The 16,221-nt window shown below is 42.2% G+C and carries 10 protein-coding genes; 7 read left to right on the top strand and 3 right to left on the bottom strand.

Translation table 11 applies throughout. The annotated features are described in order from the left end of the window. The first annotated feature begins 11 nt into the window (after positions 1-11). The 3 genes from BB427_RS21525 (at position 12) to BB427_RS21515 (ending at position 4,794) form a co-directional block, all read left to right on the top strand. Positions 12-497 carry a GAF domain-containing protein gene (locus BB427_RS21525; protein WP_010607503.1) on the top strand — a complete coding sequence of 162 codons (486 nt, stop codon included), beginning with the start codon at positions 12-14 and terminating at the stop codon, positions 495-497. 504 nt (positions 498-1,001) lie between these two features. Further along, positions 1,002-1,892, top strand: a complete 891-nt coding sequence (locus BB427_RS21520) for a cation diffusion facilitator family transporter (protein WP_039491675.1) — start codon at positions 1,002-1,004, stop codon at positions 1,890-1,892. A 118-nt stretch (positions 1,893-2,010) separates the two neighbouring features. After that, a complete protein-coding gene (locus tag BB427_RS21515; RefSeq protein ID WP_069023172.1) occupies positions 2,011-4,794 on the top strand; it encodes a hybrid sensor histidine kinase/response regulator in 2,784 nt (927 codons plus the stop codon). A gap of 45 nt (positions 4,795-4,839) precedes the next feature. On the opposite strand, the gene BB427_RS21510 is transcribed toward BB427_RS21515, so the two are convergent. Further along, positions 4,840-9,327, bottom strand: a complete 4,488-nt coding sequence (locus tag BB427_RS21510; RefSeq protein WP_069023170.1) for an EAL domain-containing protein — start codon at positions 9,325-9,327, stop codon at positions 4,840-4,842. A 481-nt stretch (positions 9,328-9,808) separates the two neighbouring features. Here BB427_RS21510 and BB427_RS21505 point away from each other — a divergent pair, with 481 nt between their 5' ends. Next, positions 9,809-10,003: a (2Fe-2S)-binding protein gene (locus BB427_RS21505; RefSeq protein ID WP_069023169.1), complete on the top strand. Its 195-nt coding sequence runs from the start codon at positions 9,809-9,811 to the stop codon at positions 10,001-10,003. 32 nt (positions 10,004-10,035) lie between these two features. On the opposite strand, the gene bfr (BB427_RS21500) is transcribed toward BB427_RS21505, so the two are convergent. Both bfr (BB427_RS21500) and bfr (BB427_RS21495) read right to left on the bottom strand, forming a co-directional pair. Further along, complete coding sequence (gene bfr, locus BB427_RS21500) at positions 10,036-10,500, bottom strand: bacterioferritin (RefSeq protein ID WP_010375235.1); 465 nt, start codon at positions 10,498-10,500, stop codon at positions 10,036-10,038. A gap of 15 nt (positions 10,501-10,515) precedes the next feature. Beyond that, a complete protein-coding gene (bfr, locus tag BB427_RS21495; protein WP_010607507.1) occupies positions 10,516-10,983 on the bottom strand; it encodes a bacterioferritin in 468 nt (155 codons plus the stop codon). A gap of 273 nt (positions 10,984-11,256) precedes the next feature. On the opposite strand from bfr (BB427_RS21495), the gene BB427_RS21490 reads away from it, so the two are divergent. From BB427_RS21490 to BB427_RS21480, 3 genes are all read left to right on the top strand, one after another. Further along, positions 11,257-11,583, top strand: coding sequence for a DUF2946 family protein (locus BB427_RS21490; RefSeq protein WP_045987649.1), 327 nt, complete (start codon positions 11,257-11,259; stop codon positions 11,581-11,583). Between the two features lie 383 nt (positions 11,584-11,966). Continuing rightward, complete coding sequence (locus tag BB427_RS21485; protein WP_069023167.1) at positions 11,967-13,076, top strand: efflux RND transporter periplasmic adaptor subunit; 1,110 nt, start codon at positions 11,967-11,969, stop codon at positions 13,074-13,076. A gap of 13 nt (positions 13,077-13,089) precedes the next feature. Further along, on the top strand, positions 13,090-16,218 hold the full coding sequence (locus BB427_RS21480) for an efflux RND transporter permease subunit (protein WP_069023165.1): 3,129 nt from the start codon (positions 13,090-13,092) through the stop codon (positions 16,216-16,218). Positions 16,219-16,221: the final 3 nt, after the last annotated feature.

Raw genomic sequence — 16,221 nt, 5'->3', positions numbered from 1 at the left:
TTAAGTAGATTATGAAAATCCCTGAGTTACCAAAAAACGAACCCGCTAGGTTACATGCGCTTAGGGAGCTTGCGATACTCGATACAAAACCAACACTTGAATTGGACCGAATTACTCAATTTACTGCCCATGTTTTTGATGCTCCAATTGCATTGGTGAGTCTTGTTGACAAGGATAGGCAATGGTTTAAATCCCGCTTTGGATTAGATGCTGAGCAAACGTCTCGTGACGTTTCATTTTGCGGTCATGCAATATTAGAAGACACGGTATTCGTAGTTTCCGATACGCTCGAAGATCCTCGCTTTATGGACAACCCTTTGGTGTTAAATGCCCCTAATATTCGATTTTATGCTGGTGCGCCGATCATATTGTCCAGCGGTTTTCGCGTTGGGACTGTGTGTGTTATCGACATTGAGCCCCGAGAGTTGAGTGAAGCTGACTGTGAAATACTAAGGCAAATCGCAAACGACGTTGTGACTCAACTGGAGAAAATCTAATTGTACTTTTCCGCAAGTAAAAGCGATAAACGCTAAAATTCCATCAAGTCGGCCGTTACAGCCGCAAATGTTAGTGCATTTAACTCGTGGAAACGTTACAATTGAGACTGTATATCATTGCCATTTAGGGCAATGTTTAAACGATAACTAACCTGAGGTTTGGATAAGGAACGAGGTAACTCATTGTTTCTAAAGTAACATTAAATTACTTCTTTATCTAGCCGGAGAGTTTTGGTGATAACTTGGCGAATTTGCGCACCAATAGCGGGCTATTGGAAGTGAATTCAACGCAGTTAGCGCTAAAACTGGCTGCTAGAAATGCATTAATTATCCTAAGCTCAGGTTAACTACGTATATTTCTAGATTTATTTCTGTATTTTTGAATCACAGCTTTTTCCTACACGGTATAAAAAGATAAGGTGAGGTGCATTTAGTCAAGTGGCTCCATCTTATGCTGTGGTTGTACGTAGCATCTTATATTAAATTAGGTACACGACTCATTTCATGACAGATATCACTACGCACCAAGCTTCTCGCCGAAGACTACTGATTGCGCTAGCAATCACTTGCTCTTTTATGATCATTCAAGTTATTGGTGCTTATTACGCTAATTCTCTCGCAGTATTGGCTGATGCTGGACACTTGTTTGTTCACAATAGTTCTTTGTTTATCGCATTGATAGCGTCAAGTGTGGCTGTTTATCTTGCTAAAACATATAACGATGGTTACAAGCGAGCTGAATATACTGGCGGGCTTATTAATGGCATCCTCTACCTTTCAATTGCGGTAATTATTTTACTCGAAGGGAGTGAGCGGTTGTCTCATCATGCGGGCGGTCACGATCTAGAGGTGAACAGCTATTTAATGTCTATGATTGCTGCAATTGGGTTTTTATTTCACGGCGCTTCCGCTTGGGTGTTGTACAAAGGCCGTAAAGACAGTATTAACGTCTATGCTGTTTTCTTGCACTCATTTTTTGATTTACTGTCCACCATATCGACATTTATCGCAGGTGTGATCATACACCTCACAGGCTGGGAGGTGGTTGATATTCTCTCGAGCATGCTGATTTCCGTCTTTGTATTATTTACAGGTATTAAGGTGATAATTGCTTGTCTTAAAGGGCTTGCTACACCTCCAGAAGTTTTGCCGACGGTTCAAGAAGTTGAGAAAACGATTGTGTCTACCGAGCATGTTGAAAGCGCCCATAATATTACGGTTAGCAAAATTGATGGGGCGGTTGTCGTTGGTGCACATGTGGTATTAAAGCATCACTGTACTATCGAATCTCATGATTCAGCGTGTCGTGTAGAAGTGGAAGAAGCGTTGAAAAAGTCCTTTAATGTACTGAGTAGTGTGCTACAAATAGAGAGCCATGATTGCCCTCATCATTAGGGTAAACATATCCTAATGTGTGATATATTTTTTAGTTATTTGTTACACTACCTTGGCAGGTTTTAAAATATTTTTTATTGTTATACATAGGCAGTATCACAAACCGGTGGTGTAACATTTGAATCAAAAGCAAGCGCTCATCATAACTTTAGTCTTAGGTGTATTAGGCGGGCTGGCCAATCTGTTGCCAATTTGGTTTTTGGATAGCTCTGAGTTTCTTTTTGGCCAGCTGTTTGTACTATTTATCCTGCTACTATGCGGATGGCGCTATGCCATTATTGCTGTGATTATTGGTGCCGGCTTTATTTGGTATCGATGGGAGCATGCTTGGCCCTCTGTGGTTTTTTTCTTCGAAGTGTTGTGGCTTCACTTTGTTTGTGTCCGTTTCGCCAAGCCATTTTTTGTTCGGGGTATCGTTTATTGGATTTTGTTGGGTTTGCCTGCATTATTTATTTTCGGCTATTTTGCCCTCGAATTACCGTTACTCGTTATATTCACTGCACTGGCTAAGTACCTAATCAATGCAGGGATTTGTCTCGCTGTGGTCGACTTGCTGAGCTTTTTCTTTACTCGCAGCAAGTGGCAAGGGATGCCGCTCAATCAAATTCTTAATTCTACCGTCAACCTTGTTATCGTTTTGGTTGTATTGATGACAACCGTTGTATTGACAAACAATTACTACAAAAGAATTGAAGCTGAGATAAAAACACAGCTTGAAGAAGCCTCTGGTTCTATTGTCGCTCAAATTGATGACTACCTTGATGCATATCGTCGCGCGATGGTGATATCCGCAACAGATGTATCCTTAGGGATTGATGCGGACTATGTTATCGAGCGTTTGCTAAAAACTCATGCGAATTTTAGAACTGCGATTGTCGCGGACAAAGATGCTAATGTTACTCACCTTTATCCGCAGCATTTTGCTGATACGATGAAGGGAACAAATGCCAATGTATCTGATAGAGATTATTTTATTAAAGCATTTGAATACCCAGAAGGATTTGTTTCAGGCATATTTCAAGGACGTGGTTTTGATGAAGCACCTATCGTAGCAATTTCAGCACCAATCTTCATTGCTGAAGAGTTTAAGGGGATTGTGGAAGGGTCTTTAATATTTGGCTCGTTTGAACGCTTTATTCCAAAAATTCTTGCTGAAGATGCTAATTTGATTGTGTTGGATAAACACAAAAGGGTCGTTTATAGCTCGTTAAAGACTGAATTTAAAACCCTAGATATGCCAAGTGATGTGGTGTTGCAAGCCTTATTTGATAAGGAATCCTCAACTTTTGAAGATTCTACCGAGCAAATCTTATTTAAACAGGCTGCGGTATCTAAACAATATGAATGGTCAGTTATCACTATGCTCGACCGTAAATATCTTAACTTAGTTGCTGCTGAGGCTTGGTCAGATGCATTGGGACTTGCGCTTGCGATTATTATATTGAGCTCTATTTTTGTCCGTCAGCTCACGCGATTGTTGGTGCGTCCAATTGTGGCGCTCAGTCATGATATTCGTGCTTACGAACCTTCAACTTTAATCGAAAATTCGGCCAATGCAGACAGCAGCTTTCTAGAAATAATTGAGTTGCAGCAACAGTTCAATCAGTTGGCGTTTAAGCTAACACTGAGTTTTACAAAACAAAACCAAGCAAGCTTGGAAAACGAAAGACTTAACCGCAAGCTTACCGACTTCAATCGTGAGTTAGAGCAGCAAGTCGCTGAGAAAACGGAAGAGCTAACCAAAGCCGTTGAAGCCGCTAATGCTGCCAACCATTCCAAGAGCCGATTCCTCGCCAATATGAGCCATGAAATTAGAACGCCGTTAAATGGAATTATCGGTATGTCGGATAGCTTGATCAGAGAGCAAAGCCTTAGCAATGAGATGGCAGACCAAATAACAATTATACGGCAATCGGCAAAGAATCTAATGCTTATCCTCAATGATATTTTGGATTATTCTAAAATTGAGGCGGGGGCTTTGAAAATAGAACGTCGAGTTGTGAACTTGCAAGAAATGCTCGACAGTTTGGTCAGCATTTTTAAAATTTCCAATGTCAGATATGGCGTTGAGTTTAAGTACGAAAAGGGTAGTGAACTACCTACATACCTTGAATTAGATGAACTACGCGTATCACAAGTGGTAAATAATTTACTCAGCAATGCTGGAAAGTTTACCAACAAAGGCCAGATCACATTCTCCGTCCATTATGACAGTGGGATATTAAAGTTTACCGTTGCTGACACAGGGATCGGCATTTCAAAAGCACAACAGGAAACGTTATTTCATGAGTTTACTCAAGCAGATCTTTCAACCACAAGAAAGTTTGGTGGTACTGGACTTGGCTTAGCCATTTCTAAAAAACTAGTTGAAGCGATGCATGGTGAGATAAGGATTCACAGTGAGCTTGGGCTTGGTAGTCAATTCTATGTAGATATTCCGGCCTCAAAAGGGCAGGGGGTCAAGAGAGAGCAACAAGAAGTTGGGGCACCTGATTTCAACGGACTTGATATTCTATTGGTAGAGGACAATAAAATTAACCAAGTGGTTGTTGGTAAGTTGCTCGAGAAAACCCATTGCTTGTTAGACAAAGTGGATGACGGAGTCGAAGCCTTAGTAGCGATGAAGGCGAAGAACTATGCCTTGGTTTTAATGGATTGCCAAATGCCGAATATGGATGGTTTTGCTTGTACCAAAGCAATCAGAAACGAGCCAAATATTTATGGCAATCCACATATTATTGCGATAACAGCCAACGCCTACGAAGAAGATAAACAAAAATGTATCCAGGCGGGCATGGATGATTTTATTGCAAAACCCATTGATATTAATGAACTCTATCAAAAGCTTAGTGAATGGCAGCGCTCAGAACTGCCTGATAGTGAAACGCTAGATAAGGGCTAACGCTTGTTAGCCCGCAGTCACTACATTAAAGTATTGAGCCCGAGATCAAGCTCTTGAGCGTTCATGCTGTTCGTAAAATGCCAGTAAATCGTCAATCGCCATAGGCTTTGCGAAGTGATAGCCTTGCATATATTCACAGCCTACGTCTCTTAGGTAATTAAGCTGAGATTCTGTCTCTACACCTTCTGCAATACACTTCATGTTTAAGCTTTGTGCCAGTAAATAAATGGTTCTAATGATAGATTTATTCGCGGGTTTTGCGCTCATGTTACGTACAAATCCTTGATCAATTTTTATGATATCAAGAGGGAACTCATTCAGGTACGTAAGTGACGAAAAGCCGGTGCCGAAGTCATCGAGTAGTAATACAAAGTCAGCACGTTTCATTTCGTTGATAGTTGCCCGAGCCTTAACCATATCAGACATAAAGATTGACTCGGTGATTTCAAGTCTCAAACACCGGTTAGTGAGACCATGCGCTTTTAAAATCTCAGTGAATTGGTGGGCAATGTCTGAGCGTAAAATATGAACTGCGCTTAAATTAAGAGATAAATAAAAGTCGGGTTCTTGTGTAAACAATGGACGCAATTCTATCAAGGCTCTGATAAGCGCTTGTTCAGTCAAGGTTTCAATCAAACCGCTTTCTTCTGCTATTGGAATAAAATCGCATGGAGGAATTAGCATGTCATTATTGCGCCAGCGCATAAGTAATTCGACGCCTGCAAGCTGACCTGTAGTGGTATTGATGATCGGCTGATAGTGATTGAAAAACTCACCGTCTTTAACCGCCGTTTTCATTGCGGTTTCTAACCGAAGCTTTTTACTGATCTCTTCATTCATTGACTCAGTAAAGAACTTGAATGCATTTCTTCCCGACTGCTTTGCATGGATCATGGCGATATCCGCATTACGGATCAAGGATTCTGAATCCGGTGCATCGAATGGATAAACCGCAACGCCAATACTGGCAGATACACTCATGGTGATCCCATCAATTTCAATACGTTCGGGTATGTGCTTCACTAAGCGGGTAACTACTTCACTCACATATTCGATGCTAGGGAAGGACTTAATTAGCACGAGAAACTCATCGCCGCTCTGTCTTGCTAAGATACAGTTATTGTTAATTTGCTCTTTGATCCGCTTAGTTATCGCGACCAGTAATTTATCGCCGATATGGTGTCCGTAGGCATCATTGATTGGTTTAAATTTATCTAAATCAATAAATAGTAGGGCGCAGCTTTGCTGTGTATTGTTTGCGTTAAACAGTGCAAATTCAATATGCTGTAGCATCAAGCTGCGATTTGGTAGCTCCGTCAAAGCGTCGAAATTGGCGAGATATCTAAGTTCATTCTCGGCTTTCTTTTGCTCTGTCAGATCGGTAACAACGACCACGAAGTATTGGAGGTTCACATTGTCCTTGGAAACCGCGCTAATACTAAGTTGAACCGGGTGCACTTTATCCCAGCCGTCTGTAACTTGAACTTCCTGTCTTAGATATTGATTCGGTCCAAGAGATTTTAAATTTGCAATTAAACCGTGGAACTTCTTTTGCCCGATAGCATTAACAAAACGCTCGGTCGTTAAGTCGTTTAACGCTTCGTTTTCCTGCAGTTGAAACGCTCTACAGAAGCTACTATTGACTGAAATGGGTTGTAAATTAGGATCTAAAATCAAAATCCAATCGTTCACTTGGCTGAAGGCCTCGCCCAGCATATTTGCGCGCATCTGGTTCGCTTTTTGTGTGGTTACATTGGTATAAATGCCGTGCAGTTCAGTGGCTTTACCTTGTGAGTCAAATTCTGCGACTTGGCCAAAGTCGTGAAACCAATGCCAATTATTGTCTGCGCAGCGCAGTCGATAAGATAGAGAGAGCTGCTCTTTAGTTGGGTTAGAAATAAATTTCTTCCAAGCACGTTCGACGAGTTCTCTATCATCTGGGTGAATGGCGTTATAGTGCTCTTGCAGCGTCATGGTATCGCTCTCAAAGCCCAGCGCTTCGGCCCGTTGTTGTGTGATCTGGCGTGCAGCGAGATCCGCCGACCAAACACCGCTTTTAGTTGATTTCAACGCCAGTTTTGTCTGTCTTCCCGCATGCGTTACGGCTCTAAGTGCCGTTTCAAGCTGACGTTGTTTTTGTTTGTGCTTAATAATGATGAGCAATATCAGCGCGAATGCACTTAGACTGTATAAGCTTAATGCAAAAGGCGAGCGCCAAGGAGAGTGGGCAACATTAAAGCGCAAGTTGAGTGCGTTGCTCAGGTCTTCACTGTCAAGTGAACGCGGTGCAATGATTAACTGATAATCACCAGGGAGTAATTGATTTAGAAATACTTTATTTCGTTTTAAGCTTGAAAACGTCAGTGCACTTGGGCCATGCAAAGAAGCTTGGTATTGAATGTGATGATCGGCATTGAAGTCAAAGTCAGAAAACTGTAGTTCTATGCCCATGTCGTCAAACTTAAAATCAAGTGCTTGCAAAATTGCGTCAGGGGCTAAGTAGGTTTGATCTCTGCTTAAGATATCCATTTGGGTGATCAGTAGTGGGCGGCGCTTAACAGCACTATCTGAAAACTGTTCCGGATCGAAAGTGATAGAACCGTTGACTGTGCCGAACATCAGCTTGCCAGATTCAAGTGCTGCTGCAGCGCCGCCGTTAAACTCAAGCGTCGGCAGGCCTTGATTCGTTCCGAAGGTTTCCAAGACTTTATTTATTGGGTCAAATTTAAACATGCCGCGTTGACTGCTGGCCCAAATCATTCCATCTCTGTCCAACAGGAGGTTGTAGATAGCATTACTCATCAAACCTTGTTCAGTCGTTAGCTTGTATTCTTCGGCGTAAGTATCTTTATTGATCCCGACAAGACCTTCGGTTGAGGTTGCCAACCATAGCGTTCCAGCTCTATCTACTACCCAACTATTAACGGCTGAGACCAAGTGTTTATCCGATTTGTTGTAAATCGTTGTTAGGGTATCTGTTGACTCATTATATTTGACCAAACTGATGTCCGTACTTATCCAATATTCATCATCGGTCGCACCCAAAGGCGGTAGGATCAAAAAGCTTTGTGCCGCTGCCAGCTGTTTTGATAATCCCTCTAATGCGCGTACCGTATTGGTGGCTGCATCATATTCGTAAAATCCATTGCTATTGATAAATGGAAACTTGCTTTCTGAGTACTTAGCGATACCCCAACTATATGGCTCAAGTTTGTCACCACTTTCAAGCGTAATTGGGCTTAGCTGTTTGGTGTCGATGTTAAATAGCGCGGTCTCTTGAGTTGTTTGGATTAGAAAGGTATTTTCGTCGAAATGTGAAGAATTAAAAATAGAGAATACGGCATCTGCTCCGTATAGTGCTTTTGCATCTCTATTTTGCAAATAGCTAGATTTCAATTGACGGGTGCTTAAATCAAACTCGTTAATGCCGTTATCTGTACCAAGGAGCACCGTATTTTTGCTGGTAGGATGAATTGACCAGATATTGTTATTGGCAAATCTGTCTTGAGTACTGATGAATGTGGTAAAACGTAGGGAGCTGGAAGGCCATAAATATGCGCCATCATTATATGTACCCATCCATAGGTTGTTGTTTCTATCTGCGTAAAGCTTAGTGATACTGGGATTAGTGAGGCGATATTGTCCCTCGGTTAAGGATAGGACTTTTGAGCTGGTTTTTTTTCTTCTATCAATAAGAAACAATCCATGCTCCGTAGCAATAAACTCGCCATAGGGAGTGATTTGGTGTCCCCAAATATTTTTCTCAGGAACAAGCTCATAGCTTTTTGAAGCAACCAGTGTTTGGTTACTGACTGGGATGACATATAAACCTTCTACAGTACCAACAAGGAGTCCCAACGATGGGTCGCGTTTGAGTAATTTAACATCATGACTGAGTTCTGATTTTGAATCAGTGTAACTTATTTGCTCTACGTTACCGGTTGCAAGAGAATAAGTGAACAGGCCTTCTGTTGTACCAATAATCACAAAGTTACCGATAATGTTTATGGCGCGAATGTAACTACTTGGTTTGAAGTGAGTGAGTAATTCAGATTTTAACGTATTGCTGTCTAATGTGTAGAGGTCGCTTTCAATGGAAAAGATGATATTTTCTCGATGACCAACAGCTGTGGCGATGGGTTTTGGAACTGCGTTATTGTCTTGGCGTTTACCGTCGTAGATTTGTTGAATTGTGTAGTCATCTACATTTAGTAAAAACGCGCCGCTGGCACCTGTAGAGATCAAAAGCTCATCATTCGATATATTGAATAACCCAACTATTTCTTGTTCATCAAGACCCTTAGAAGCGGCAATATTAATGAGTTGATTGCCGTCATAACGGTTTAACCCTTGCAGAGTACCTATCCAAATGAAGCCATGTTTGTCTTGTGTTATGGCAGTGATTGCAGACTGGCTTAAGCCTTCTTCGACAGAGAAGCGAGAAGTATATTGGCCGAAGTTATGGGCGTGGCTAGGCGCGACTATGCAACACAAAGAAAATAATATAAAAAAACACAATAGCGCTTGTTTCATTAAAAGACCTTTCTCTATCCAATCTCATTTAGTCCTTTAACAACATGTTACCAAATCAAACTAAGCTGATCCGCGCTAATAAAACTGTTAGCGGTGACGCGCAGTCTAGCGGAAATACTAGATTGAAATCAACTTAAACCTTGGTTTTTATGTAATATATTTAACAATTTATACATGTTTAAGGTTTGTCATTTGTAGCAAATAAAACAATCTACTTGGATGCAAGAGCACCCTTACTCTTATGTGTAAAGTAACGCTTATCAAGTTAATTTAAGCGTAGCAGTTTTATTGGATTTTTCTTAATTTTATAGAAATAACCATCGGCCAGAGAAAGGTGTTTTGCTGAGCATGAATCACTAAGTCTTTGCAGCAGCTTACAAAGAAAAATAATTCGCATTTATAGCTAAGGTATGTGTTGATAATTGTTATCGTTTAGATTAAACTTGTTTTCAGTTAATGAGTTTGAGATTGGTTTTCATTTATGTACGTATGCATTTGTCATGGTGTTACAGATAAAAAGATTGCAGAGACGATAGACAATGGTGCTCGTTCGATGCGTGATCTTAGCCAGACATTATCTGTTGGTAAGCAGTGTGGAAAATGCTGTAACTGTGCGAAGAAAATTTTAAATGAAAAGCTGATTGCTATTGTTGGTGTCACTGATCAGGTTGCGTAACGACACATTATCACGCAACCTCAATTAAATACTTATAGTTGAGACTGTAAGTAGTTTTCTATTCCCATCACCTTAATTAGGTGCTGCTGAGTTTCAAGCCAGTCAATTTGCTCTTCTTGCTCGTTTTGAATTTTGTCTAGCGCTTCACGGCTAATGTAATCTTGCTTTTCTTCACACAACTTAATTGCTGCTTGCAGATCAACCAAAGATGCTTGCTCAAATGCCATATTGCAATCAATCATCTCAGCGCTGTTTTCACCAATCTTTAAACGACCTAAATCTTGTAAATTAGGCAGGCCTTCTAAGAACAAAATTCGCTCGATAAGGCGGTCAGCGTTTTTCATTTTTTGGATTGAAACTTTATAATCCGCTTTATCTAACTGGCTAAAACCAAAGTCTTTAAACATACGTGCGTGCAAAAAGTATTGATTGATACCCACCAATTCATTGGCCAATACTTTATTAAGCGCTACGATTACTTCTCTATCACCTTTCATTTGTAGAGTCCTTAATTAAAGCTGAGATTGGATATAATTAGGAGCACCGATAAGATCAATCAGGCGAATTTGCTGCTCTAGCCAGTAAACATGATCTTCTTCTGTATCAAACAACAGCTTTTCAAGCGTTTCTCGAGATTGGTAATCTTGCTCTTCTTCACAGATTTTGATTGCTTCTTTAACGCATTCGACGACTTCAAGCTCTAGTTTTAAGTCGTTTTCCATCATAGACTTAACATCTTGGCCGATGAGTAGATCACGACGTTTTGTCATGTTAGGTACCCCTTCCAAGAAAAGAATGCGTTTGATCAACCAATCTGCATGCGTGGTTTCTTCTTCACGTTCATGCTCAAGGCGTTGGTATAGTTTGCTCAAACCCCAATCTTCGTACATACGTGAATGGATGAAATATTGATCGATAGCTGCAAGCTCATTGGCTAATAGCTTATTGAATGCGTCGATGACTTTTTGTTTACCTTGCATGCTGTTACCTCAAACTGTGAATATGCGGCTAGTCTAACGGATTTATGTGATGTGTCAATGAAAAATCTTTATAAAACAGTGTGTTATATATTGATTATAATTCGCATTTAAGTTGATGTTTTGGCCTAACAATGCAAATTATTGTTATTTCATTTTGAGTAGGATCAGTAATGACAGCAAAAAAATAAGACTTAAAGCTTAGCGCTACTATTGACAGAACAAGTGCAGGTGGTAAATTGACATCGATCTTTTGTGTTAAAGAGAAGTGTAGATTTGAATAAGCTAATCCTGATTTTTGTGATGCTTCTACTTGCGGTGCAATCCGTAAGTGTATTTGCGTCTGAATCTAGCTTCCATCAAATCGAAGTGTCTCACCTCCAACATACTCACGACCATGCTGAAGATGTGCAAGCAGACTCCAGCGGACATCATACAAAAGATTGCCACCACTGTGGTCATTGCAGTGGGACGCATTTGAATTTAGTGATTTTAAAATCTTTTATCCCCTTTGAAATGCGACCAAATAGCGAAATTTATCCTCAATCAGATACCAAAGTGCGCGCTTTTGTAGAGCAAGCACATCGTCCACCGATCGCTTAAGTAGCGGTTATCATTGAAGGCGTGACCTCAATTTAACTTCACTAACCCGAGTTTAGGTTGATGAGTAAATTGATAAATCCGACTTAGCGCAAATTCGTGCTTGTGAGTAAACAACTAGGCCTGTTTTCCATGCTTATGTGTCCTGCTTTCAGTGGTACTGCCTACTCCGTTTATACCAATTGTATTAAGTAAATGAGCTACGTTAACACTAATTGGTATTACTCCTTCTTAGCTGATGGCGTTGATTACAGATAAATCACGTCTGCTTGAGAAGCGCATTCTTGTTTACGAATTGGCACTGTAAAAGCAATGCTTGGTGCAATTCGTTAAACAAGCTAACGGTTTTGAACGTCAACTTACGTTCTTGAGTAAAAGAGTATCGAATGACAAACTTTAAAATTTTCTCCATCTATTTCGCGGTGAACGCGCTTTTTAGCTCGCTGGCATATGCCGGCGACGGTCATGAAGAACATGAAGAGGAAGAAAATGCCATCGTACTAACGCAACAGCAGATGCGTTTTGCCGGAATTCAGACCAAGGAAGTCAAGCTGGAAAGCCATGAGCGTTTTTATTTTGCACCTGGGGAAGTAAAAGCCAATGGCTATACCAGCTATTTAGTATCGCCAAGAGCCGATTCAATCGTGTTAAAGCGACACACTACGCTTGGTTCTATGGTTAATGTTAACGACCCACTTATCACCTTATTCTCGGAGGCAATGGCGCAGGCCCAAGCGCAGTATTTGGTCGCTTCAACAGAGTGGGATAGAGTTAAACGCTTAAGTAAAGAAACCATCAGTGAGCGTGAACGCGTTCAAGCAAGTGCCGATTTTAGTTCGGCTTATTCAAAGTTGTTGGCACTTGGAGTAACAGAAAAGGAGATTAGAGAAATAGCCACTAAGCCCGCCAGTGAACTTGGCCAATATACGCTCGTTGCTGAGCGCGAGGGGGTGGTAACTCAAGATGCCTTTACTCAGGGCCAGCATGTTGCTTCTGGCACAACTTTAATGGCAATCACTGATGAAAGCGAGCTATGGGTGGAAGCCCGTTTACAACCGAACTCTCAACTTTCGTTAGCGGTTAACTCTAACGCATTGATTGGCATAGAAGATCAGCAATATGCGGCTCGTGTTATCCAAGAAGCGCATACTATCGACCCCATTACTCGAACCAGACAGATCCGCCTATTGGTTGAAAATAGTGACGACAAGCTACACGCAGGGATGTTTGTAAACGTCAACTTTATCATACCGTCAAAGGAATTAATCATTGCGCTACCTGCAGACGCGTTAAGTCGCGGTCCTGACGGTGATTGGGTGGTGTACATCGAAGAAGCGCCCGGCGAGTTCCATCCTAAAGAAGTGACTTTAGGTGAAGACTTTGGCGCTCAGGTTGAAGTTATCGGTTTGGCTGTGGGTGAGCGCGTGGCCGTAACCGGAGCGTTCTTTATTGCCTCAGAACAAGCCAAATCAGGCTTCGACCCGCATAACCATTAAGGGGAGCCTCATCATGTTTAATCGAATTATCGATTGGTCTGTAAACAATCGGCTTCTAATTATTCTTTTTTTACTCGTTATCACAGCAACTGCTAGCGTGACTATTCCAAAACTCAACTTAGATGCGTTTCCCGATGTAACGAATGTGCAGGTTGCGGTGAATACTGAAGCGCCGGGACTGGCAGCGGAAGAGGTTGAGCAGTTAATCACCTATCCAATTGAGGCTGTAATGTATGCCTTGCCTGATGTGCAGCAAGTGCGTTCAATTTCTAAAACAGGTCTATCTGGCGTTACGGTGGTATTTAAGGAAGGCACCGATATCTATTTTGCCAGACAGTTGGTATTTGAGCGCCTCCAAGCTGCAAAGGAGTTGATCCCAAGCGGTGTGGGTACGCCAGAAATGGGGCCAAATACGTCAGGGCTTGGGCAAGTATTTCAATATATGCTGATGAGCGAGCCGAACTCTGAATATGATGCAATGGCCTTACGTAGTCTCAATGACTGGGTGGTCAAGCTGTTAATTATGCCAATTGACGGAGTGACTGATGTATTGGCCTTTGGCGGCGATGTGCGCCAGTATCAAGTCAATATCGACCCAAATAAGCTATTGGCTTATGCACTCACTCAGCAAGATGTGGTGAGTGCCATCGAGCGTAATAACCAAAATGTCGGCGGTTGGTATCTCGAGCGCGGTCAAGAGCAGTTGGTGATCCGCGGAACAGGCTGGTTTCAAAGTGGGGAGAAGGGGATCGAGGAGATTGCCAACGTGCCCGTCAAAACCATTGATGGCACGGTCGTGACTGTGGCTCAGGTTGCTACGGTATCGATTGGTGGAGAAATCCGCCAAGGCGCGGTGACGATGTCTAGAAAAAGCGGCTCGGGTGAAGTGGAACAGCTCGGTGAAGTCGTAACAGGCATAGTGCTAAAGCGGATGGGAGCAAACACCAAAGCAACCATTGATAGCATTAACAACCGCGTGGAACTTATTAACAAAGCACTACCTGAAGGGGTAAGGTTTGAGCCTTTTTACGATCAGTCTGATTTGATCAGCAAAGCAGTTCAAACCGTCGTTGAAGCCTTGGCACTGGCATTTATTTTTATTGTTGTTGTGCTTGCGCTGTTTTTAATGAATCTGAGAGCAACTTTTCTGGTGCTCATTTCAATTCCTATTTCAATTGCTATTGCACTTGTGGTCATGGCGTGGCTGGGTGTATCTGCCAACTTGATGTCGCTAGGCGGTATCGCTGTAGCGATAGGGATGTTAGTTGACGGCTCAGTCGTGATGGTAGAAAACATCTTTAAACACCTAACAAAGCAAAAGGAAAGTGATGACTTCTCAGTGGGACTTATTGTTGAGCTTGCAGGAAAGGAAGTGGCAAGACCAATCTTTTTTGCTGCCAGTATTATCTTAGTGGTGTTCACTCCGTTATTTAGTTTTGAAGGGGTTGAAGCCAAACTATTTCAACCTATGGCAATCAGTATTATTTTGGCTGTTGTTGCAGCGATATTTGTTGCCCTTATCATTGTCCCAGCACTTGCGACCTACTTATTTAAACACGGTGTTAAAGCGCGAGAGAGCATCATTCTCGTCGCGCTAGAAAAAGGCTACCGCTGGACGTTAAATCGAGTGTTGCATAGGCAAAAGTTGTTGATGATGATGGTTGTTTTACTGATTGCGGCAGCCGGTTTTACGTTCACCAAAATTGGCACCGAGTTTGTCCCAGAGCTTGAAGAAGGCACCATTAACCTTAGGGTAACGCTGGCACCTTCCGCCAGTCTTGAAACCGCGCTTAATGTTGCGCCTGAGCTTGAAAAAATGCTACTTACATTCCCGGAGGTAAACTACGCGCTAAGCAGAATTGGTCGAGCGGAGATAGGTGGCGATCCGGAACCGGTAAATAACATTGAAATCTATATTGGCCTTGCGCCAGTAGCACAGTGGCAAAGCGCAAATAATCGCTACGAATTACAAGCCTTGATGGAACAAAAGCTATCGACTTATCCTGGCTTACTGTTTAATTTTTCACAGCCTATTGCGACGCGTGTCGACGAATTACTCTCAGGTGTTAAAGCGCAGTTGGCGATTAAGTTGTTTGGCCCAGACTTAGCTGTGCTTGCAAAAAAAGGCAAGGAAATTGAGGCTGCCGTGGCGCAAGTTGAAGGAACAGAAGGCGTACAACTTGAGCAAATAGCTGGTGAGTCACAGCTGATCATTACCCCAAAACGTCAAGCGTTATCGCGCTATGGTTTAGCTGTTGGCGACGTTATGGCATTAGTGCAAGATGGCATTGGTGGCAGTAAAGCGGGGCAGGTCATCAACGGTAACGAACGCTATGATATTTATGTCCGCTTGGCACCTCAATACCGTCAAAGCAAACAGACCATTGAAGAAATACGTTTACAATCAAGTTCAGGGGCGTGGATCCGGTTGGCTGATGTTGCGAATGTTGAATATCAATCTGGTCCACCGCAAGTAAGACGAGATGACGTTCAACGTCGAGTGGTGATCCAAGCTAATGTGCAAGGTCGGGATATGGGCAGTGTAGTAAATGATATTCGCGCGGCTATTGATAGTAAAGTTGACTTACCAACAGGTTATGGTGTTGAAATCGGTGGTCAATTTGAAAACCAGCAACGAGCACAAAAGCGCTTAGCAATCGTGGTGCCGCTATCTTTGGCGCTAATAGCACTCTTGCTTTACTTTGCATTTGGTTCAATGGCTCAGGCTGCGCTTATTTTAGTGAATGTGCCGCTTGCGGTCATTGGCGGGGTATTTTCTTTATATATCTCAGGACAATATCTATCGGTCCCTAGCTCGGTTGGGTTTATCACCCTATTCGGTGTCGCGGTACTCAATGGTGTGGTCATGGTTGAGAGCATAAACCAGCGATTAGCTGCGGGAGAATCGCTTCATTCAGGTGTCTTTGAGGGTGCAATTTCAAGGCTTAGACCCGTGCTCATGACTGCGATCACCTCTGCACTGGGACTTATTCCCATGCTGTTATCGACAGGAGTGGGCGCTGAAATTCAAAGGCCGCTTGCCAGTGTAATTGTTGGTGGATTATTAACGTCAACCTTGCTGACTTTGTTTGTATTGCCAGCACTTTATCCACTATTCTCAAAGCAAATTAAAAATTCGTAATGC

This window comes from Pseudoalteromonas sp. BMB (assembly GCF_001709235.1).
GTDB classification, from domain to species: domain Bacteria; phylum Pseudomonadota; class Gammaproteobacteria; order Enterobacterales; family Alteromonadaceae; genus Pseudoalteromonas; species Pseudoalteromonas maricaloris.
Note: the sequence above shows the minus strand (reverse complement) of the source record. Positions and strands in the feature narration are given on the sequence as shown.